At 63.1% G+C, this 20,750-nt stretch carries 18 protein-coding genes; 9 read left to right on the top strand and 9 right to left on the bottom strand.

Annotation, left to right across the window (positions count from 1 at the left end; all coding sequences use genetic code 11):
• Positions 1-42: 42 nt before the first annotated feature.
• The 6 genes from cysG to ftsK all read right to left on the bottom strand — a co-directional run bounded on the left by cysG (position 43) and on the right by ftsK (position 7,547).
• Entirely contained in the window at positions 43-1,428 is a 1,386-nt protein-coding gene (cysG, locus tag AC5QPF_RS11865; RefSeq protein ID WP_494963385.1) for a siroheme synthase CysG, read from the bottom strand.
• The gene (gene serS / locus AC5QPF_RS11860) at positions 1,429-2,709 is read right to left on the bottom strand and encodes a serine--tRNA ligase (RefSeq protein ID WP_494963384.1); all 1,281 of its coding nucleotides are present in this window, start codon (positions 2,707-2,709) and stop codon (positions 1,429-1,431) included.
• A 29-nt stretch (positions 2,710-2,738) separates the two neighbouring features.
• Positions 2,739-3,113: a fluoride efflux transporter CrcB gene (gene crcB, locus AC5QPF_RS11855; protein ID WP_494963383.1), complete on the bottom strand. Its 375-nt coding sequence runs from the start codon at positions 3,111-3,113 to the stop codon at positions 2,739-2,741.
• A complete protein-coding gene (locus AC5QPF_RS11850) occupies positions 3,110-4,435 on the bottom strand; it encodes an AAA family ATPase (protein WP_494963382.1) in 1,326 nt (441 codons plus the stop codon). The genes crcB and AC5QPF_RS11850 overlap by 4 nt, the downstream gene beginning before the upstream one ends.
• Before the next feature lie 18 nt (positions 4,436-4,453).
• Positions 4,454-5,077 carry an outer membrane lipoprotein periplasmic chaperone LolA gene (gene lolA / locus AC5QPF_RS11845; protein WP_494963381.1) on the bottom strand — a complete coding sequence of 208 codons (624 nt, stop codon included), beginning with the start codon at positions 5,075-5,077 and terminating at the stop codon, positions 4,454-4,456.
• Positions 5,078-5,141: 64 nt separating this feature from the next.
• The gene (gene ftsK / locus AC5QPF_RS11840) at positions 5,142-7,547 is read right to left on the bottom strand and encodes a DNA translocase FtsK (RefSeq protein ID WP_494963380.1); all 2,406 of its coding nucleotides are present in this window, start codon (positions 7,545-7,547) and stop codon (positions 5,142-5,144) included.
• Positions 7,548-7,901: 354 nt separating this feature from the next.
• Here ftsK and aat point away from each other — a divergent pair, with 354 nt between their 5' ends.
• From aat to infA, 3 genes are all read left to right on the top strand, one after another.
• Complete coding sequence (gene aat, locus AC5QPF_RS11835; RefSeq protein WP_494963379.1) at positions 7,902-8,597, top strand: leucyl/phenylalanyl-tRNA--protein transferase; 696 nt, start codon at positions 7,902-7,904, stop codon at positions 8,595-8,597.
• 54 nt (positions 8,598-8,651) lie between these two features.
• Positions 8,652-9,359, top strand: a complete 708-nt coding sequence (locus tag AC5QPF_RS11830; RefSeq protein WP_494963378.1) for an arginyltransferase — start codon at positions 8,652-8,654, stop codon at positions 9,357-9,359.
• A gap of 102 nt (positions 9,360-9,461) precedes the next feature.
• Positions 9,462-9,680, top strand: a complete 219-nt coding sequence (infA, locus tag AC5QPF_RS11825) for a translation initiation factor IF-1 (RefSeq protein ID WP_002553999.1) — start codon at positions 9,462-9,464, stop codon at positions 9,678-9,680.
• A gap of 84 nt (positions 9,681-9,764) precedes the next feature.
• On the opposite strand, the gene clpA is transcribed toward infA, so the two are convergent.
• Both clpA and clpS read right to left on the bottom strand, forming a co-directional pair.
• A complete protein-coding gene (gene clpA, locus AC5QPF_RS11820; protein WP_494963377.1) occupies positions 9,765-12,035 on the bottom strand; it encodes an ATP-dependent Clp protease ATP-binding subunit ClpA in 2,271 nt (756 codons plus the stop codon).
• A gap of 30 nt (positions 12,036-12,065) precedes the next feature.
• On the bottom strand, positions 12,066-12,428 hold the full coding sequence (clpS, locus tag AC5QPF_RS11815) for an ATP-dependent Clp protease adapter ClpS (RefSeq protein ID WP_045188377.1): 363 nt from the start codon (positions 12,426-12,428) through the stop codon (positions 12,066-12,068).
• A 229-nt stretch (positions 12,429-12,657) separates the two neighbouring features.
• Here clpS and cspD point away from each other — a divergent pair, with 229 nt between their 5' ends.
• Entirely contained in the window at positions 12,658-12,909 is a 252-nt protein-coding gene (cspD, locus tag AC5QPF_RS11810) for a cold shock domain-containing protein CspD (protein ID WP_494963376.1), read from the top strand.
• A gap of 62 nt (positions 12,910-12,971) precedes the next feature.
• Here the strand turns inward: cspD and icd are convergent, their stop codons facing one another.
• Positions 12,972-14,228, bottom strand: coding sequence for an NADP-dependent isocitrate dehydrogenase (gene icd, locus AC5QPF_RS11805; protein WP_458976251.1), 1,257 nt, complete (start codon positions 14,226-14,228; stop codon positions 12,972-12,974).
• Positions 14,229-14,644: 416 nt separating this feature from the next.
• Between icd and AC5QPF_RS11800 the strand changes: the two genes are divergently transcribed.
• The 5 genes from AC5QPF_RS11800 (at position 14,645) to purB (ending at position 20,711) form a co-directional block, all read left to right on the top strand.
• Positions 14,645-16,870 (top strand): NADP-dependent isocitrate dehydrogenase, encoded by a 2,226-nt coding sequence (locus tag AC5QPF_RS11800; RefSeq protein WP_494963375.1) that lies wholly within the window; start codon positions 14,645-14,647, stop codon positions 16,868-16,870.
• 130 nt (positions 16,871-17,000) lie between these two features.
• A complete protein-coding gene (locus AC5QPF_RS11795; protein WP_494963374.1) occupies positions 17,001-17,441 on the top strand; it encodes an NUDIX domain-containing protein in 441 nt (146 codons plus the stop codon).
• A gap of 69 nt (positions 17,442-17,510) precedes the next feature.
• Positions 17,511-18,635, top strand: a complete 1,125-nt coding sequence (gene mnmA / locus AC5QPF_RS11790; RefSeq protein WP_494963373.1) for a tRNA 2-thiouridine(34) synthase MnmA — start codon at positions 17,511-17,513, stop codon at positions 18,633-18,635.
• On the top strand, positions 18,632-19,252 hold the full coding sequence (gene hflD / locus AC5QPF_RS11785) for a high frequency lysogenization protein HflD (protein WP_494963372.1): 621 nt from the start codon (positions 18,632-18,634) through the stop codon (positions 19,250-19,252). Before mnmA ends, hflD begins: the two co-directional genes overlap by 4 nt.
• Before the next feature lie 88 nt (positions 19,253-19,340).
• Positions 19,341-20,711, top strand: coding sequence for an adenylosuccinate lyase (purB, locus tag AC5QPF_RS11780; protein WP_494963371.1), 1,371 nt, complete (start codon positions 19,341-19,343; stop codon positions 20,709-20,711).
• Positions 20,712-20,750 lie beyond the last annotated feature (39 nt).

Here is a 20,750-nt window from a genome sequence, read left to right as displayed (position 1 = left end):
CAATGTGGGAGCGGGCTCGCCCGCTCCCACAAGGTCCGCGCTTTACTGGGCGCCTTCGAACCAGGCCAGCTTGTCTCTCAGTTGCACCACCTCACCGACGATCACCAATGTCGGCGCATGCACTTCATGCTCCGCCACCAGTTGCGGCAGGTCGGCCAGGGTGCCGGTAAACACCCGCTGGTTCTTGGTCGTGCCCTGCTGCACCAGCGCCGCCGGCGTATCCGCCGCGCGACCATGGCGGATCAGCTCGGCACAGATGGTCGGCAAGCCCACCAGCCCCATGTAGAACACCAGGGTCTGCGCCGGCGCGACCAGGTCATTCCAGGGCAGGTTGCTGGTGCCGTCCTTCAGGTGGCCGGTGACGAATCGTACCGACTGGGCATAGTCCCGGTGGGTCAGCGGAATCCCGGCATAGGCCGAGCAACCACTGGCCGCGGTGATCCCCGGTACCACCTGGAACGGAATGCCCTGCTCCGCCAGCTCCTCGATCTCCTCGCCACCCCGGCCGAAGATGAACGGATCGCCACCCTTGAGACGCAGCACCCGCTTGCCCTGACGAGCCAGGTCCACCAGTTGCTGGTTGATCTGCTCCTGCGGTACGGCGTGATCGGCGCGGCGCTTGCCGACATAGATGCGCTCGGCATCACGCCGGCACATCTCGATGATCGCCGGGGCAACCAGGCGGTCGTACAGCACCACGTCGGCCTGCTGCATCAGGCGCAAGGCACGGAAGGTCAGCAGGTCCGGGTCACCCGGGCCGGCACCGACCAGGTACACCTCGCCACCGTTCTGCGGCGCGGCGCCTTCGACCTTGGCCTGCAACAGGCGCTCGGCTTCACCGCCCTGCCCCGCCAGCTGGCGTTCGGCGATCGGGCCCTGGAACACGTCTTCCCAGAAACCACGACGTTGGTTGACGTCCGGATAGAGCTGCTTGACCCGCTCGCGGAAACGCGCGGCCAGCCCGGCCAGTTCGCCATAGGCAGAAGGAATCCAGGCTTCCAGGCGGGCGCGGATCAAGCGCGCCAGCACCGGGGCGTCACCGCCACTGGAGACCGCGACCACCAGCGGCGAACGGTCGACGATAGCCGGGAAGATCACCGAGCACAGCGCCGGTGCGTCCACTACGTTGACCGGTACGCAACGCCGCCGCGCATCCGCCGACACCTGCGCATTGAGCACGGTGTCATCGGTGGCGGCGATGATCAGCTGGCAGCCGTCGAGGTCGCGTTCTTCATAGCCGCGGACCAGAAGTTCACCGCCGCCCTTGAGGGCCAGCTCGGCGAGCTGGCTTTCGATTTCCGGCGCAACTACCCGCAGCTTCGCCCCGGCATCGACCAGCAGGCGGGATTTGCGCAAGGCAATCTCGCCGCCGCCAACCACCAGCACCTGGCTGCCGCGCAAATTGTGGAACAGCGGCAGGAATTCCATTTAGCCGATGACCTCGATGCCGCCCATGTAGGGCTTGAGGACTTCCGGTACACGGATGGTACCGTCGGCCTGCTGGTAGTTCTCCAGCACCGCGACCAGGGTACGGCCAACGGCCAGGCCCGAGCCGTTGAGGGTGTGCACCAGCTCCGGCTTGCCGGTTTCCGGGTTGCGCCAGCGGGCTTGCATGCGTCGAGCCTGGAAGTCGCCGCAGTTGGAGCACGAGGAAATCTCGCGGTACTTGTCCTGGCTCGGCACCCAGACTTCCAGGTCGTAGGTTTTGGTGGCACTGAAGCCCATGTCGCCGGTGCACAGGGCCAGCACGCGGTACGGCAGCTCCAGCGCCTGGAGCACGCGCTCGGCGTTGGCGGTCAGGCCTTCCAGGGCTTCCATGGACTTGGACGGCTCGACCACCTGGACCATTTCGACCTTGTCGAACTGGTGCTGGCGGATCATGCCGCGGGTGTCGCGACCCGACGCACCGGCTTCGCTGCGGAAGCACGGGGTGTGGGCGACGAACTTGATCGGCAGTTCCTTGGCGTCGACGATCTCGCCGGCAACGATGTTGGTCAGCGACACTTCGGCAGTCGGGATCAGGTAGAAGTCGGCTTCGCCTTCGCGGCTGATCTTGAACAGGTCTTCCTCGAACTTCGGCAGTTGGCCGGTGCCTTGCAGCGCCGGGGCCTGAACCAGGTATGGGGTGTAGGCCTCTTCGTAGCCGTGCTCGTTGATGTGCAGGTTGATCATGAACTGCGCGAGGGCGCGGTGCAGGCGGGCGATAGGGCCGCGCAGCAGGGCGAAGCGGGCGCCGGACAGCTTGGCGGCGGTCTCGAAGTCGAGGTAGCCGTCACGCTCGCCGAGGGCGACGTGGTCCTGGATCGGGAAATCGAAAGTCCGCGGGGTGCCCCAGCGACGCACTTCAACGTTGCCGTCTTCGTCTTCACCGACCGGGACGCTGGCATCCGGCAGGTTGGGCAGGGTCAGCAGGATCTGGTCCAGCTCGGTCTGGATCTCGTCCAGCTCGACCTTGCCAGCGGCCAGTTCGCCCGCCATGCGCTCGACGTCAGCCATCAGCGGGGCGATGTCCTCGCCTTTGGCCTTGGCCTGGCCGATGGACTTGGAACGGGCGTTACGCTCGGCCTGCAGTTGTTCGGTACGGGTCTGCACCGTCTTGCGGCGCTCTTCCAGGGATTCGATGCGCGCGACATCCAGGCTGAAGCCACGGGAGGCCAGGCGGTCCGCCACTTCCTGAAGTTGGCCGCGTAACAGTTTGGAATCGAGCATGTCGTTCTCTCGTTATGTGTGGTGTTGGTTCAGATTCGGGTGATTGCCAGGCCGGCCCAGGTTGCGAGCAGGCCGCCCAGCACGCTGACCGCGGCATAGCCGAAGGCCAGTGGCGCCTGTCCGCTTTCGAACAGGCGCACGGTATCCAGTGAAAAGGATGAAAACGTCGTCAAGCCGCCAAGGAAGCCGACGATCAGGCCGCCACGCAGCTCGACCGGCACGTACGGACGATGCAGGAACAGCCCGTAGAGCAGGCCGATCAGCAGGCAGCCAACCAGGTTGACCGCCAGCGTACCGAGATAAAAGTGTCGAGGCCAGTGGCCAGCCACCCAATTGGACGTGGCAAAGCGCAGCAGGGTACCGGCGACGCCGCCGGCGCTGACAGCGGTGATAAGTGCGATCACGGTTTTCTCCGTTGCCGGGGGCTGTTGCGGTCGAGTTCGGCCAGCTGGCGCAACTTCTCGCCGATCTTCAGTTCCAGGCCACGGGGCACTGGCTGGTAGTACTGGCGCGGTTCGAGCTGGTCGGGGAAGTAGTCTTCGCCGGCTGCATAGGCGCCCGGCTCGTCGTGGGCGTAGCGGTATTCCTCGCCGTAGCCCAGTTGCTTCATCAGCTTGGTCGGGGCATTGCGCAGGTGCAGCGGCACTTCCAGTGAACCGTGCTCGGCCGCTTCACGCATGGCGGCCTTGAAGCCCATGTACACGGCGTTGCTCTTTGGTGCGCAGGCCAGATAGGTGATTGCCTGGGCCACCGCCAGCTCGCCTTCCGGGCTGCCAAGGCGTTCCTGCACGTCCCAGGCCGACAGGCACAGGCTCAGGGCGCGGGGGTCGGCGTTGCCGATGTCCTCGCTGGCCATGCGCACCACGCGGCGGGCCAGGTACAGCGGGTCGCAGCCGCCGTCGAGCATGCGCGCAAACCAGTACAACGCGGCGTCCGGGTTGGAGCCACGAATGGATTTGTGCAGCGCGGAAATCTGGTCGTAGAAGGCTTCGCCGCCCTTGTCGAAGCGTCGGCGGCTGTCGCCGAGCAGGCTCTGCAGGAGTTCGGCGCCGATCTCACCGCCGTCGTCCGCCAGGTCCGAGGCATTCTCGAGGAAGTTCAGCATGCGCCGGCCATCGCCGTCGGCGGCGGCCAGGAGCATGGTGAAGGCTTCGTCGGACAGGCGCAGGTTGCGCTTGCCGAGGCCGCGATCCTCGCTCAGGGCTCGCTGCACCAGGCGGCGCAGGGCCTCTTCGTCGAGGCTCTTGAGCACGTAGACCCGCGCCCGCGACAGCAGCGCGTTGTTCAATTCGAAGGACGGGTTCTCGGTGGTGGCACCGATGAAGATCAGCGTGCCGTCTTCGACATAGGGCAGGAAGGCATCCTGCTGCGACTTGTTGAAACGGTGCACTTCGTCGACGAAGAGGATGGTCCGCCGCCCGTACTGGGCCGCCTGCTGCTTGGCGATCTCCACGGCGTGGCGGATTTCCTTGACCCCGGCAAGCACCGCCGAGACCGTTTCGAAGTGGGCGTCACAGAACTGCGCGAGCAGCCGCGCCAGGGTAGTCTTGCCAACCCCGGGCGGGCCCCAGAAGATCATCGAATGCAGCGCCCCCTGCTCCAGCGCTTCGCGCAGCGGCTTGCCGCGGGCCAGCAGATGCTGCTGCCCGACGTATTCGTCCAGGTTGGCCGGGCGCATGCGCGCGGCCAGTGGCTGGGCAACCGGTTCACTGCGAAACAGGTCCATGGACAGCTGTACGACCTCTTATTCCTGGATCACATCCGCGCCTTTGGGGATGTCGAACTTGAACTTGCTCGCCGGGACCGCCTCGTTGGCCTTGACCCCGGTGAAGATAATGTTGGTGCGCTGGCCGACACTGTCGATCAGTTGCATGTCATTGACCAGGCCCTTGCGGAACGACAGGCGCAGGGAATCGAACAGGGTGTCCTTGGTCTTCGGGCGCAGTTCGAAGTCCATCACCTCGCCCTGCTCCTTCGAGCTGATGTCAAAGCTCTGGCTGATCTTCGACACGTCGCCGGACAGCAGCAGCGCCGGAGTCTGGGTCAGGCGCTGGTCGAGCTTCTTGATGGTCGCCTGCTCCAGGTCAGGGTCCCACAGGGTGACCTTGGCGCCGTCGGAGACCACCACCTGCTCCTGCGGCGCGTCGGTGTGCCAGTAGAACAGGCCCGGACGCTGTACCGCCATCTGCCCCGTGGTTTCCTGCAGCTGGGTGCCGCTGGCGTCGAGGGTCAGCTGGGAGAAGTTGGCGCTGATGGTCTTCGAGTTGTTCAACAGCTGGGTCAGGCGGGCCACGTCGGCTTCACCGGCGAACACCGCGGCGCTGGACAGGCCCAGCGCGGATACCAACATCATGCGAATCAGGCGCATGGCAATCCTCGTTGCAGAATGAATGAACCGGCGGGCGTCGTTGCCCGCTGGCGAAACCGGGGTATCAGTCCCGCGGCGATCCCGGCGCGATGACTTCGCGGGAGCCGTTGGTGTTCATGGGCGTGACCACGCCAGCCATTTCCATGGCCTCGATCATCCGCGCGGCGCGGTTGTAGCCGATCTTCAGCTTGCGCTGCACCGCGGAAATCGAGGCACGGCGGCTTTCCAGGACGAACTGTACCGCTTCGTCGTAGAGCGCGTCGGTCTCGGCGTCGTCGCCGCCTTCACCGCCACCACCGCCGTCGAAGCCGCTGCCGGCTTCCTCGACACCGTTGAGGATGTCGTCGTTGTAGTCCGGGGCACCGCGCAGCTTCCACGCCTCGACGACGCGGTGCACCTCATCGTCGGAGACGAAGGCGCCGTGCACGCGGATCGGCAGACTGGTACCCGGCGGCATGTAGAGCATGTCACCATGGCCAAGCAACTGTTCGGCGCCGCCTTGGTCGATGATGGTCCGCGAGTCGATCTTGCTCGATACCTGAAAGGCCATCCGCGTCGGGATGTTGGCCTTGATCAGGCCGGTGATCACGTCCACCGACGGCCGCTGGGTGGCGAGGATCAGGTGGATACCCGCGGCCCGCGCCTTCTGCGCGATCCGGGCGATCAGTTCCTCGACCTTCTTGCCGACGATCATCATCATGTCGGCGAACTCGTCCACGATCACCACGATGGTTGGCAGGGTGGTCAGGGTCGGCGGCACATCGTCCATGCTTTCGCGACGGAACATCGGATCGTAGATCGGCTCGCCGGCTTCCTCGGCGTCCTTGATCTTGCGGTTGAAGCCGGCCAGGTTGCGCACGCCCATGGCCGCCATCAGCTTATAGCGCCGCTCCATCTCGGCGACGCTCCAGCGCAGGGCGTTGGCGGCGTCCTTCATGTCGGTGACCACCGGGCAGAGCAGGTGCGGGATGCCCTCGTAGATCGACAGTTCGAGCATCTTCGGGTCGATCATGATCAGCTTGGCGTCTTCCGGGCCGGACTTGAACAGGATCGACAGGATCATCGCGTTGACGCCCACCGACTTACCGGAACCGGTGGTACCGGCCACCAGCAGGTGGGGCATCTTGGCCAGGTCGGTGATCACCGGCTTGCCGCCAATGTCATGGCCCAGGGCCATGGTGACCGGCGACTTGGCCTCGTCGTACTGCGGCGACGACAGCACTTCGGAGAAGCGCACGATCTGCCGGTCTTCGTTGGGGATCTCGATGCCGACGGTGGTCTTGCCGGGAATCACCTCGACCACGCGCACGCTGGTCACCGCCAGGGAACGGGCAAGGTCCTTGGCCAGGTTGGCGATGCGGCTGACCTTCACACCGGCAGCGGGCTGGATTTCGTAGCGGGTGATCACCGGCCCCGGGTGGATCGAGTCCACCGAAACCTCGACGCCGAACTCCTTGAGCTTGATTTCCAGCAACTGGCCGACGCCGGCCAGGGATTCTGGCGAGTAGTTGACCTTCTTCTGCTCGGCCGGATCGAGGATGGAGATCGGCGGCAGAGTACCTTCGACAGCGCTGTCGACGAACAGCGGCGCCTGCTTTTCTTTTTGCACGCGCTTGCTCGGCTCCGGCGCCTTGGCCGGGGCCGGCATGATCACCGGCGGGGTCTTTTCCTCGCGTTCGGCGACATGCTTGGCCAGGGCCTGGTCGCGCTCGATGATGCGCTCGCGGGCCTTGGCCTGTTCGCGTCGGTCCGGGACCACCGGGGCCACCACCTCATTGACCTGCACATCGACCTCGCGCAATTGCGCGACCAGTTGCTTGCGCTCGTTGCGCGCCGACCACCAGCGGCTGGCAGCGCCCTGGAACAGTTCGAAGAGGTCGAGGGTGATCTTGCCTGTCAGGTCCATGACTTTGAACCATGACAGGTCGGTGAACACGGTCAGGCCGAAGAGGAACAGGGCAATGAACATCAAGGTGCTGCCCTGCACGTTCAGGGCGTTCTTCGCCAGGTCGCCAAGGCTTTCGCCCAGCGCACCGCCCGCCGAAGCCGGCAGGCTTGGCGTGGAATGGAAGTGGATATGCGCCAGGGCGGCGCCAGAGAGGACCAGAAATACCAGGCCGATCAGACGCCAGGAGAACAGCCAGCCGCTCCACTGCCAGGGCTGGTGGCGCTCGCGGAAGATCTGCCAGGTCTTGATCGCCAGCAGCAGCGGGAAGATATAGGCGAAGTAGCCCAGGACCATGAACAGGATGTCGGCGAAGAACGCACCAGCACGGCCCGCGGCGTTCTGCACCTGGTCGACGTTGCTGGTGTGGCTGAAGCCGGGGTCGGCCTGGTCGTAGGTCAGCAAGGCCATCCACAGATAAAGGCACAGGGCGCCCATGGCGATCAGGGCACCTTCCTTGAGCCTGTAGTGCAACTGCTGGCGCCAGAGCGGCTCGGGATTGGGTGTTGCTGTGGGTTTCTTCAAAACTCGTCTATTCCTGCGCTACTTGCGCGTCCAACCGTGATTGACCAAGGGGGCCGGTCAACAAATCACTACTTTTATCATTACTGCCAATCGATCGCCATGACGGCTCGGCGGAACAGGCCATGGCGGGAACAAATTCCCATGCAACAATTTGAGCACGCATTTTCTTTTGTGACAAAGGCTTATACGGGGTTTTTGCGTAGTTGGGACAACTGCCCTTGATTTAAGTTGCGCCCCAGGCAACTGGCCACTACCGACCCTGCGCAGATGCGTCTGCGCCGGGCTTGTCCCGCAGCGCGCTTTCGGGTCATGCTGGGCGCCCTCCCCTGCCCCGCCATCACGCGAAACTTCACCATGCTGACCTGGTTGAACCGCACCACCCTGGACTTCCCGCCGCTGGAAAAAGCCCTGCGCGAACCCAACGGCCTGCTCGCCGCCGGCGGCGACCTGCGCCCGGAGCGTCTGGTTCAAGCCTACCGCCATGGCTGCTTCCCCTGGTACCAGGATGGCCAGCCAATCCTCTGGTGGTCGCCGGATCCGCGCACCGTCGTGTTCCCCGATGAATTGCATGTGTCGCGCTCGCTGCGCAAGGTGATCCGCCAAGGCCATTACCAGGTCAGCTTCGACCAGGACTTTGCCGCGGTGATCCACGCCTGCGCCGCGCCGCGGGCCTATGCCGATGGCACCTGGATCACCGACAGCATGCAAGCGGCCTATATCGAACTCTATCGCCAAGGCTTCGCCCACTCCGTGGAGGTCCGTCGCGACGGTGAGCTGGTGGGCGGCCTGTATGGCCTGGCCATGGGCCGGCTGTTCTTCGGCGAATCGATGTTCAGCCGCGCCGACAATGCGTCGAAAGTCGGCTTCGTCGCCCTGGTCGAACACCTGCGCGAGGCCGGTTTCGTTCTTATCGATTGCCAGATGCCAACCGAGCACCTGCACAGTCTAGGTGCTCGCCCCATCGCCAGGGCAACCTTCGCCGATTATCTGCGTCAATATCTGGACCAGCCCAATCGTGCCACGTGGGTCTGCACCCAAGTCGTTACCTAGGCGAGTTTTCGTAGCTGGCTTACACTTAGAAAAACACCTGCCGAGGGGTTGATCATGACCGAGCTGGCGCGCCTGAAGTTTTATGCCACTCAACCCCATGCCTGCAGCTACCTGCCTGACGAGCAGGCCACCACGCTGTTCCTCGACCCGAGCCAGCCAATGGACGCCACCGTCTATGCGGACCTGTCGGAAATGGGCTTTCGTCGCAGTGGCGACCATCTGTACCGGCCCCACTGCCAGAACTGCAACGCCTGCGTTCCGGCGCGGATCCCGGCTGCGCGTTTCACCCCGAACCGTCAGCAGAAACGCATCATCAAGCGCAACGCCGATCTGGTGGTGAGGGCTGCCCGGCCTTCCTTCAATGAAGAATACTTCGACCTGTACCGGCGGTATATCGAGCAGCGACATGCCGACGGCGACATGTACCCGCCGAGCCGCGACCAGTTCTCCACCTTCTTGGTCCGTGACCTGCCCTTCTCGCGCTTCTACGAGTTCCGCCTGGACGGCCGCCTGGTCGCCGTGGCGGTGACCGACCTGCTGCCCAACGGCCTGTCGGCGGTGTACACCTTCTATGAACCGAACGAGGAGCGGCGCAGCCTCGGCCGCTTCGCCATTCTCTGGCAGATCGGCGAAACCCTGCGCCTGGGACTGGATGCGGTCTACCTTGGCTACTGGATCAAGAACTGCAAAAAAATGAACTACAAGACCCAATACCGCCCTATTGAGTTGCTGATCAACCAGCGCTGGGTCACCCTTAATTGAAAACCTTGGCTTGACCTCCCTTTTTCGGGCACAATGCACGCCACTTTTTGTAGCCGGGTGCTTCTGTGGCCGGCCATAACTGAACACCGAGGGCTTTACTGCATGTCGAAAGAAGACAGCTTCGAAATGGAAGGCACTGTCGTCGACACCCTGCCCAACACCATGTTCCGCGTGGAGTTGGAAAACGGGCACGTCGTAACCGCGCACATCTCCGGAAAGATGCGCAAGAACTACATCCGTATCCTGACTGGCGACAAGGTCCGCGTCGAACTGACGCCGTACGACCTGAGCAAAGGGCGCATCACCTACCGCGCCCGTTAACAGTCGATACAACAAAAAAGCCCGGTAGATGCCGGGCTTTTTTGTCGCTGCAGGAAAATCGCGGGGTAAACCCCGCGATCCTCGTCAGGCCATTTCCGCCGTGGTTTCGAAGTCGAAAACCAGCTCGCCATCGCGGATATCGATGTGGACCACACCACCGTGCTCGGCCAGCTCGCCGAACAGGATCTCCTCGGCCAGCGGCCGCTTGATCTTGTCCTGGATAAGCCGGGCCATCGGCCGCGCGCCCATCTGCACATCGTAGCCGCCAGCGGCCAGCCAGCTGCGCGCCGCATCGGACACTTCCAGCAGGACGCGTTTGTCCTCCAGTTGCGCCTGAAGCTCGGTGAGGAACTTGTCCACCACGCTTTTGATGGTCTCGTGAGTGAGGCGACCGAACTGGATGATGGTATCCAGGCGGTTGCGGAACTCCGGCGTAAAGCTCTTCTTGATCACTTCCATCGCATCGTTGGAGTGATCCTGGTGAGTGAAGCCGATCGACGCACGGGCTGCAGTTTCCGCGCCGGCGTTGGTGGTCATGATAAGGATCACGTTGCGGAAGTCCGCCTTGCGCCCGTTGTTGTCGGTCAGAGTACCGTGGTCCATTACCTGCAGCAGCAGGTTGAAGACCTCCGGATGCGCCTTCTCGATCTCGTCGAGCAGCAACACGCAATGCGGCTGCTTGGTGATCGCTTCGGTGAGCAGGCCACCCTGATCGAAGCCGACATAGCCCGGAGGCGCACCGATCAGGCGCGACACGGTATGCCGCTCCATGTACTCGGACATGTCGAAGCGTACCAGCTCGACGCCCAGCGCCTTGGCCAACTGCCGCGCCACCTCGGTCTTGCCCACCCCGGTCGGACCGGAGAACAGGAAGGAACCAACCGGCTTGTCCGGTGCCTTCAGGCCCGCACGGGACAGCTTGATCGCCGTGGACAGCGAATCGATCGCCGCATCCTGGCCGAACACCGTCAGCTTCAGGTCGCGCTCCAGGTTACGCAGCAGTTCCTTGTCGGAACTGGTGACGTGCTTTGGTGGAATCCGCGCGATCTTGGCGACGATGTCCTCGACCTGAGGCACCTCGATGCGCTTGACCCGTGCCTCGACCGGTTGCAGGCGCTGGTAGGCGCCGGCCTCGTCGATCACGTCGATGGCCTTGTCCGGCATGTGCCGGTCATTGATGTAGCGTGCCGCGAGCTCGGCCGCTGCGCGCAGGGCCTCATCGCTGTACTCGATGCTGTGGTGCGACTCGAAACGGCCTTTCAGGCCGCGCAGGATGCCGACGGTGTCTTCCACCGATGGCTCACTGACGTCGACCTTCTGGAAGCGCCGCGCCAAGGCCCGATCCTTCTCGAAGATGCCGCGGAACTCCTGGAAGGTGGTGGACCCGATGCAACGGATATCGCCCGAGGACAGCAGTGGCTTGAGCAGGTTCGAGGCGTCCATTACCCCACCGGACGCCGCACCGGCGCCGATGATGGTATGAATCTCGTCGATGAACAGGATGGCTTGCGGGCGTTTGCGCAGCTCGCCGAGCAACGCCTTGAAGCGCTTCTCGAAGTCGCCACGGTACTTGGTCCCGGCCAGCAGGGCACCGAGGTCCAGCGAGTAGACCACGCTGTGGGACAGCAGGTCCGGCACCTGGCCGTCGACGATGCGCTTGGCCAGGCCTTCGGCGATGGCGGTCTTGCCGACACCGGCCTCGCCCACCAGCAGCGGGTTGTTCTTGCGGCGCCGGGCAAGGATCTGCGCGACCCGCTCGACTTCGGTCTCACGCCCGACGAGAGGATCGATCCGGCCCTGGCGGGCGAGTTCGTTGAGGTTGCTCGCGTAGGCATCCAGCGGATTGCTCGACGACGAGGTTTCCCCGCCGTCTTCATCCTGCATGTCCTGCTCGCCTTCCTGGTGTTCGCCGTGCCCGGGCACCTTGGAAATGCCGTGGGCGATGTAGTTGACCACATCGATGCGGGCAACGCTCTGCTGCTTGAGCAGGAATACGGCCTGGCTTTCCTGCTCGCTGAAAATCGCTACCAGCACGTTGGCGCCGGTCACTTCACGCTTGCCCGAGCTCTGTACATGGAAAACGGCACGCTGCAGCACCCGCTGGAAGCCCAGGGTCGGCTGGGTCTCGCGGTCCTCGTCGTGAACGGGGATCAGCGGCGTGGTGGAGTCGATGAACTCCTGCAGATCGTGTTTGAGCTTGTCGAGATTTGCCCCGCATGCACGCAATACCGTGGCGGCGGCCTCGTTGTCCAGCAATGCCAGCAGAAGGTGCTCGACGGTCATGAACTCATGACGCTTCGAGCGCGCCTCCTTGAAGGCCAGATTGAGGGTGACTTCGAGCTCGCGGTTTAACATAGCTTCACCTCATACCCAAGTGGTCGGCGATTAACCGTCCTTCTCGATTTCACAGAGTAGCGGATGCTGGCTTTCCCTTGCGTATTGGTTGACCTGCATGGCCTTGGTCTCGGCGATGTCGCGGGTAAACAATCCGCACACTGCCCGTCCTTCTGTATGGACGGCCAGCATGACCTTGGTCGCCAGCTCGCGGTTCAGGTTGAAAAACACCTCGAGCACTTCGACGACGAAATCCATCGGCGTGTAGTCATCGTTGAACAAAACCACCTTGTACATCGGTGGCGCCTGCAGCGCCGGCTTGGCTTCCTGTACGGCCAGGCCAGCGCCATCGTCCTCATGCGACTGCGGGCGATCCTGATTGAATGTTAGTCGAATCTGGCTATGTGCATGCATGGAAAGAATTTCATCATTTCGGCAGGTTAACGTTGTGGGTTGACCGCTGTAACCGGCGCAGGATACGGCCCGTCGCCTGACCTTGACTATCGGCAAAACGGTGTTACAACCAATAAGAACCCACCGTGGTCGTAAAGATCCGCGCAGTCAACCAGGAATTTCGCAGGTTCGTATGCGGATGGAGTGGATGATACTCCAGTGATGGAGTCCTTTGCAGAGGGATATGAGGATGGCAAGCGGTAAAGTCAAGTGGTTCAACAATGCCAAGGGTTTCGGCTTCATCAATGAAGATGGAAAATCCGAGGACCTGTTCGCTCACTTCTCGGCAATCCGTATGGAAGGCTACAAGACGCTGAAAGCCGGACAGGCCGTAACATTCGAAATTGCCCAAGGGCCCAAGGGACTACAGGCCATCAATATCAATGGAGTGTCAGCCAGCAGCGAGGCGCCGATCGCGGCCACCACAGCTGCAAACGCCTGATCACCAAAAGCGGCACCTCATGAAACCGGCCAACCGCGCTCGCGCGGCTGGCCGGTTTTTATTTACATGTGCTTGATCAGCGCAGCACCGAAGCCGGACGACGAGACCAGAGTCGCACCTTCCATCAGGCGCTCGAAGTCATAGGTCACGGTCTTGGCCCGGATCGCGCCGTTGGTGCCCTTGATGATCAGATCGGCCGCCTCGGTCCAACCCAGGTGGCGCAGCATCATCTCGGCGGAAAGGATGACCGACCCCGGATTGACCTGGTCCTTGCCGGCGTACTTCGGCGCGGTACCGTGGGTCGCCTCGAACATGGCCACGGTGTCGGACAGGTTGGCACCCGGGGCGATACCGATGCCGCCCACTTCCGCCGCCAGAGCGTCTGACAGGTAGTCACCGTTGAGGTTGAGAGTGGCAATCACATCGTATTCCGCCGGACGCAGGAGAATCTGCTGGAGCATTGCGTCGGCGATGGCGTCCTTGACGATGACTTCGCGGCCGGTGCGCGGGTTCTTGAACTTCATCCACGGGCCGCCGTCAAGCAGCTCCGCGCCGAACTCGTTCTTCGCCACCTCATAGCCCCAATCCTTGAAGGCACCTTCGGTGAACTTCATGATGTTGCCTTTGTGCACGATGGTCAGCGACTTGCGGTCGTTGTCCACGACATATTGCAGGGCTTTGCGCACCAGGCGCTGGGTGCCTTCCTTCGATACCGGCTTGACGCCGATGCCGCAGTCCTGGTCGAAACGGATCTTGGTGACGCCCATTTCTTCCTTGAGGAACTTGATGACCTTGTTCGCCTCGGGCGAGCCGGCCTTCCACTCGATGCCAGCGTAGATGTCCTCGGAGTTCTCGCGGAAGATCACCATGTCGACGTCACCTGGCTTCTTCACCGGGCTCGGCACGCCGTCGAACCACACCACCGGGCGCAGGCAGACGTACAGATCAAGCTGTTGGCGCAGGGCCACGTTGAGGGAGCGGATGCCGCCACCGACCGGGGTGGTCAGCGGGCCCTTGATGGAAACCACGTAATCCTTCACCGCATCGAGGGTTTCCTGGGGCAGCCAGGTATCCTGGTCATACACCTGGGTGGCCTTCTCGCCGGCATAGACTTCCATCCAGGAAATCTTGCGCTTGCCGCCGTAAGCCTTCTCGACCGCAGCGTCGACCACCTTGATCATGACCGGGGTAACGTCGACGCCAATGCCGTCGCCTTCGATGTACGGGATGATCGGATTGTCTGGAACATTTAGAGAATGGTCTGCGTTGACGGTGATTTTGTCGCCGACTGCCGGAACCTCGATTTTCTGGTATCCCATGCTGCACTCCGCTTTTTCTTGGTTTGAAGTCATGCAATCCACTGAGCCTAACCCAGTTGACGGAGAACGGAAACCATGTCGCCAAAACCGTCATGAAGCGGCAAAAAGCTCTACATCTTTGGTCTATAAACGACTATCCGACAGGTTCGGCTTGATGATTAGGACCTAGGAATTGGTATACTACGCCGGTGACTCAAGGGTCACTCGGGGGCGAGATGTCCGCCACAGGCCCCACGGCCCCGACAAGACTGAACTGTTACAGCAGTGCAGCCGTTTGACACTCGACTGATGCAACCCACCATCACAGCCCGGGATCCTCGACTTTCCGCTCATGGATGTGTCTGAGCGAAGCGCTTACCCTGCGCGCCCTACCGAGATTCCGAGCACGCTCAGCAAAACAGAGAGTTAACCCGAATATGTCCACCCGTTCGAAGATCATCTACACCTTCACCGACGAAGCCCCCGCCCTCGCCACCTTCTCCCTGCTGCCCATCGTCGAAGCCTTCACCGCTACTGCCGACATCGCGGTAGAAACCCGGGACATCTCTCTCGCGGGCCGTATCCTTTCCGCCTTCCCAGAACAGCTCGGCGCCGACAAGCAAGTGGCCGATCACCTGGCGGAACTGGGCCAACTGGCGACCACCCCTGAAGCCAACATCATCAAGCTGCCGAACATCAGCGCCTCGGTTCCACAACTGAAAGCCGCGATCAAGGAACTGCAAGGCAAGGGCTTCAACATCCCGGACTACCCGGAAGCACCGGCCAACGACGCCGAGAAGGAAGCCCGCGCTCGCTACGACCGCATCAAGGGCAGCGCCGTGAACCCGGTCCTGCGCGAAGGCAACTCCGACCGTCGTGCCCCGCTGTCGGTCAAGAACTACGCGCGCAAGCACCCGCACAAGATGGGCGCCTGGGCTGCCGATTCGAAATCCCACGTCGCGCACATGAACAGCGGCGACTTCTATGGCAGCGAAAAAGCCGCACTGATCGAAGCCGATGACAGCCTGCGCATCGAACTGCTGGGCAAGGACGGCGCCACCACCGTCCTGAAAGAGAAAACCTCGGTCAAGGCCGGCGAGATCGTCGACTGCGCCGTCATGAGCACCAAGGCCCTGCGCGCCTTCGTCGCCAAGGAAATCGAAGACGCCAAGGCCAGCGGCGTACTGCTGTCGGCTCACCTGAAAGCCACCATGATGAAGGTCTCCGACCCGATCATGTTCGGCCAGATCGTCGCCGAGTACTACGCCGACGCGCTGAACAAGCACGCCGCAGTCCTGGAAGAAATCGGCTTCAACCTGAACAACGGTATCGGCGACCTGTACGCCCGTATCAAGTCCCTGCCAGCCGAGCAGCAGGCGCAGATCGAAGCCGACATCCAGGCCGTCTACGCCGTTCGCCCGGCCCTGGCCATGGTCAACTCCGACAAGGGCATCACCAACCTGCACGTGCCGAGCGACGTGATCGTCGACGCCTCGATGCCGGCGATGATCCGTGACTCGGGCAAGATGTGGAACGCCGCCGGCGAGCTGCAGGACACCAAGGCACTGATCCCGGATCGTTGCTACGCGACCATCTACCAGGCCGTGATCGAAGACTGCAAGCAGCACGGCGCCTTCGACCCGACCACCATGGGCAGCGTGCCGAACGTCGGCCTGATGGCGCAGAAAGCCGAAGAGTACGGTTCCCACGACAAGACCTTCCAGGCCAAGGTCGATGGCACCATCCGCGTCCTGGACAGCAAGGGCAACCTGCTGCTGCAACAGGAAGTGGAAGCGGGGGACATCTTCCGCATGTGCCAGACCAAGGACGCGCCGATCCAGGACTGGGTCAAGCTGGCCGTCAACCGTGCCCGCGCAAGCGCCACCCCGGCGATCTTCTGGCTCGACCCGCAACGCGCCCACGACGGCGTGCTGATCGAGAAAGTGCAGACCTACCTGAAGAACCACGACACCACCGGCCTGGACATCCGCGTCCTGGCACCGGTCGAGGCGATGAAGGTTTCCCTGGAGCGCATCCGCGCCGGCCAGGACACCATCTCGGTCACCGGCAACGTACTGCGCGACTACCTGACCGACCTGTTCCCGATCATGGAACTGGGCACCAGCGCCAAGATGCTGTCGATCGTGCCGCTGATGAACAACGGCGGCCTGTTCGAGACCGGCGCCGGCGGTTCGGCTCCGAAGCACGTACAGCAACTGGTCGAGGAGAACTTCCTGCGCTGGGATTCCTTGGGTGAATTCCTGGCCCTGGCCGCCTCCCTCGAGCACCTGGGCAATGCCTACGCCAACCCGAAAGCCAAGGTACTCGCGGCGACCCTGGACCAGGCCACCGGCGAGTTCCTGGACACCAACAAGTCCCCTGCGCGCAAGGTCGGCGGTATCGACAACCGTGGCAGCCACTTCTACCTGACCCTGTACTGGGCGCAGGCACTGGCTGCACAAACCGAAGACGCCGCCCTGCAGGCACGCTTCGCCCCGCTGGCCAAGGCACTGACCGAGAACGAAGCGACCATCGTCGCCGAACTCAACGCCGTGCAAGGCAAACCAGCCGAGATCGGTGGCTACTACTTCACCGACGCCGAGCTGACCAGCAAGGTGATGCGCCCGAGCCAGACCTTCAACAGCGCGATCGCCGCACTGTAAAGGCAGCTTGAAGTAACAAGGAAAACCCCGGCCACGCACCGGGGTTTTCTTTTTCAGCCATAAGCTTCAAGCACACAGCGCCGTCTTGCAGCTGACCGCTTGGAGCGTGCAGCTCCGAAAGGAATACACCATGACCTGGCAACCCCACATCACTGTCGCCACCGTCGTCGAAGACCAGGACCGCTTCCTCCTGGTCGAGGAGTTCAAGGCTGGCAAGCACGTGCTCAACCAGCCGGCCGGCCATCTCGAAGCCAACGAAACCCTGCTCCAGGCCGCCCTGCGCGAAACCCTCGAGGAAACCGCCTGGGACGTCGAGCTCACCGGCGTGGTGGGCATCTACCTCTATACAGCCCCGAGCAACGGCGTGACCTACCAGCGCATCTGCTTCGCCGCCAGACCGGTCAAGCACCATGCCGACCGCGCCCTGGATAGCGATATCGTCCGCGCCGTCTGGATGACTCGCGAGGAACTGCTGGCCGATCCGCAGCGCTGGCGCAGCGAACTGGTACCACAGTGCATCGACGATTACCTTGCCGGCCCGCTCCACAGCCTGGCGCTGATCCGCAATTAAGGCGCCTTTCGCCTTGCAGGACGCAGCCTGTTAGAATCGTCGTCTTTTTCCAGATACGCACCCATGCCCATGTCCGAACCAGCTCTCCAAGCACCCGAAAAGACGCGCGTCATCGTCGGCATGTCCGGCGGCGTGGACTCTTCCGTCTCCGCCCTCCTGCTGATGGAGCAGGGTTACCAGGTGGAAGGCCTGTTCATGAAGAACTGGGAAGAGGACGACGGCACCGAGTACTGCACCGCCCGTGAAGACCTGGCAGACGCCCAGGCCGTGTGCGACCGCATCGGCATCAAGCTGCACACCGCCAACTTCGCCGCGGAATACTGGGACAACGTCTTCGAGCACTTCCTCGAAGAGTACAAGGCCGGCCGTACGCCGAACCCGGACATCCTGTGCAACCGCGAAATCAAGTTCAAGGCGTTCCTCGACTACGCCCTGTCCCTCGGCGCCGACCTGATCGCCACCGGTCACTACGTGCGCCGCCGCGATATCGACGGCCGCACCGAACTGCTCAAGGGCCTGGACCCGAACAAGGACCAGAGCTACTTCCTCCACGCCGTCGGCGGCGAGCAGATCGCCCGCACCCTGTTCCCGGTGGGCGAACTGGAGAAGCCGCAAGTGCGAGCCATCGCCGAGAAACACGGTCTGGCCACGGCGAAGAAGAAGGACTCCACCGGTATCTGCTTTATCGGCGAACGTCGCTTCAGCGATTTCCTCAAGCAATACCTGCCAGCTCAGCCGGGCGAGATCCAGACTACCGAAGGCGAAGTCATCGGTCAGCACCACGGCCTGATGTACCACACCATCGGTCAGCGCCAGGGCCTCGGCATCGGCGGCCTCAAGGACGCCGGCGACGAGCCGTGGTACGTGCTGGAGAAGGACCTGTCGCGCAATGTGCTGGTGGTCGGCCAGGGCAACGAGCACCCGTGGCTGTTCTCCCGCGCCCTGCTCGCCTCGGAGATCTTCTGGGTCAACCCGATCGACCTGTCCGCGCCACGGCGCCTGACTGCCAAGGTGCGCTACCGCCAGAGCGACCAGGACTGCACCCTGGAACGCACCGAAAGCGGCTACCGCGCGGTGTTCGACGAGCCACAGCGCGCCGTCACCCCCGGCCAGTCCGTGGTCTTCTACGACGGTGAAGTCTGCCTCGGTGGCGGCGTGATCGAGATCGCCGAGCCGTGGAGCGCCCGCGGATGAACCAGACGCAGGAGCAATTGATCGCGCTGGGTGGTGTGTTCCAGGCCGCCGTACTGGTGGACCGCATCGCCCGCACCGGCTCGGCCAGCGAAGCCAATATCGGCTGCATGCTTGGCAGCCTGCTGGTGCGTGATCCGAAGGACACCCTGGAAGTCTTTGGCGGCGATGATATCAACCTGCGCGATGGCTACCGCGCCCTGGCCAGCGCCCTGGAGCGCGACCCCGGCAGCCTGCAGCGCGAGCCGCTGCGCTACGCCCTGTCGATGCTCGGTCTGGAGCGCCAGCTGGCCAAGCGTGGCGACATGCTGGAAATCATCGGCAACCGCCTGCCGCAGATCCAGTCCCAGGCCGATCACTTCGGCCTGGTTCATGAAAACGTCATCGCGTCGAGCGGCGCGCTGTATCAGGATACGCTGAGCACCCTGCGCCAACGCATCCAGGTCCACGGCGACATGCGCCACCTGCAGCAGACCAGCAACGCCTCGAAGATCCGCGCCCTGCTGCTTGCCGGCATCCGCGCCGCGCGGCTGTGGCGCCAGCTCGGCGGCCACCGCTGGCAGCTGGTGTTCAGTCGCCGCAAGCTGCTGCGCGAGCTCTACCCGATGCTTCGCGGCTGATAATACCTTTCATCAGCCACCCGACTCGGGCGCATTTATCGTGTATGATATGCGCCCTCTTAAAAGCCTGACTGTCCGAGAACACGCCATGCAGCTCTCCTCGCTCACCGCGGTTTCCCCTGTAGACGGCCGCTACGCCGGCAAAACCCAGGCCTTGCGCCCCATTTTCAGCGAATACGGCCTGATCCGTTTCCGCGCCCTGGTCGAAGTGCGCTGGCTGCAGCGTCTGGCTGCCCACCCGCAGATCGCCGAAGTCCCGGCCTTCTCCGCCGAAGCCAACACCCTGCTCAACGGCCTGGCCGATGAGTTCGCCCTCGAGCACGCCGAGCGCGTCAAGGAAATCGAGCGCACCACCAACCACGACGTCAAGGCCATCGAGTACCTGCTCAAGGAGCAGGCTGCCAAGCTGCCAGAACTGGCCAAGGTCAGCGAGTTCATCCACTTCGCCTGCACCAGCGAGGACATCAACAACCTGTCCCACGCCCTGATGCTGCGCGAAGGCCGCGACACCGTACTGCTGCCGCTGATGCGCCAGATCGCCCAGTCGATCCGCGAACTGGCCCACCGCTTCGCCGAAGTACCCATGCTGTCGCGTACCCACGGCCAGCCGGCCTCGCCGACCACACTGGGCAAGGAACTGGCCAACGTCGTCTACCGTCTGGAGCGGCAGATCGCGCAGGTTGCCGCCGTCCCGCTGCTGGGCAAGATCAACGGCGCCGTGGGCAACTACAACGCCCACCTGTCGGCCTACCCACAGATCGACTGGGAAGCCAACGCCCGCGCCTTCATCGAAGACGAACTGGGCCTGGTGTTCAACCCGTACACCACGCAGATCGAGCCGCACGACTACATCGCCGAGCTGTTCGACGCCATCGCCCGCTTCAACACCATCCTCATCGACTTCGACCGTGACGTCTGGGGCTACATCTCGCTGGGCTACTTCAAGCAGAAGACCGTTGCCGGCGAAATCGGCTCCTCGACCATGCCGCACAAGGTCAACCCGATCGACTTCGAGAACTCCGAAGGCAACCTGGGCATCGCCAACGCCCTGTTCCAGCACCTGGCCAGCAAGCTTCCAGTCTCGCGCTGGCAGCGCGACCTGACCGACTCCACAGTGCTGCGCAACCTCGGTGTCGGCTTCGCCCACAGCGTGATCGCCTACGAAGCCAGCCTGAAAGGCATCGGCAAGCTGGAAATCAACACCTCGCGCATCGCCGACGACCTGGACGCCTGCTGGGAAGTCCTGGCCGAGCCGATCCAGACCGTGATGCGCCGCTACAACATCGAAAACCCCTACGAGAAGCTCAAGGAGCTGACTCGTGGCAAGGGCATCAGCCCGGAAGCGCTGCAGACCTTCATCGAAGGCCTGGACATGCCTGCCGAAGCTCGCGAAGAGCTGAAGAAGCTGACCCCTGCCAGCTACATCGGCAACGCTGCAGAGCAAGCCAAACGCGTCTGATCCACGACCCGCGTTTTAACGCCCGGCCGAGCCGGGCGT

This window comes from Pseudomonas sp. Con_6, assembly GCF_059379395.1.
The sequence above is the reverse complement of the archived record's forward strand: the minus strand, read 5'-3'. Positions and strand labels throughout refer to the sequence as shown.

Bases quoted from the DNA above. Each gene is read 5' to 3' on its own strand.
- clpS (WP_045188377.1), bottom strand. From the start codon at position 12,428: ATGCATGCACATAGCCAGATTCGACTAACATTCAATCAGGATCGCCCG.
- aat (WP_494963379.1), top strand. From the start codon at position 7,902: ATGCTGACCTGGTTGAACCGCACCACCCTGGACTTCCCGCCGCTGGAA.
- AC5QPF_RS11850 (WP_494963382.1), bottom strand. From the start codon at position 4,435: ATGGACCTGTTTCGCAGTGAACCGGTTGCCCAGCCACTGGCCGCGCGC.
- hflD (WP_494963372.1), top strand. From the start codon at position 18,632: ATGAACCAGACGCAGGAGCAATTGATCGCGCTGGGTGGTGTGTTCCAG.
- icd (WP_458976251.1), bottom strand. From the start codon at position 14,228: ATGGGATACCAGAAAATCGAGGTTCCGGCAGTCGGCGACAAAATCACC.
- infA (WP_002553999.1), top strand. From the start codon at position 9,462: ATGTCGAAAGAAGACAGCTTCGAAATGGAAGGCACTGTCGTCGACACC.
- AC5QPF_RS11830 (WP_494963378.1), top strand. From the start codon at position 8,652: ATGACCGAGCTGGCGCGCCTGAAGTTTTATGCCACTCAACCCCATGCC.
- lolA (WP_494963381.1), bottom strand. From the start codon at position 5,077: ATGCGCCTGATTCGCATGATGTTGGTATCCGCGCTGGGCCTGTCCAGC.
- purB (WP_494963371.1), top strand. From the start codon at position 19,341: ATGCAGCTCTCCTCGCTCACCGCGGTTTCCCCTGTAGACGGCCGCTAC.
- mnmA (WP_494963373.1), top strand. From the start codon at position 17,511: ATGTCCGAACCAGCTCTCCAAGCACCCGAAAAGACGCGCGTCATCGTC.
- AC5QPF_RS11800 (WP_494963375.1), top strand. From the start codon at position 14,645: ATGTCCACCCGTTCGAAGATCATCTACACCTTCACCGACGAAGCCCCC.
- serS (WP_494963384.1), bottom strand. From the start codon at position 2,709: ATGCTCGATTCCAAACTGTTACGCGGCCAACTTCAGGAAGTGGCGGAC.
- cspD (WP_494963376.1), top strand. From the start codon at position 12,658: ATGGCAAGCGGTAAAGTCAAGTGGTTCAACAATGCCAAGGGTTTCGGC.
- AC5QPF_RS11795 (WP_494963374.1), top strand. From the start codon at position 17,001: ATGACCTGGCAACCCCACATCACTGTCGCCACCGTCGTCGAAGACCAG.
- cysG (WP_494963385.1), bottom strand. From the start codon at position 1,428: ATGGAATTCCTGCCGCTGTTCCACAATTTGCGCGGCAGCCAGGTGCTG.
- clpA (WP_494963377.1), bottom strand. From the start codon at position 12,035: ATGTTAAACCGCGAGCTCGAAGTCACCCTCAATCTGGCCTTCAAGGAG.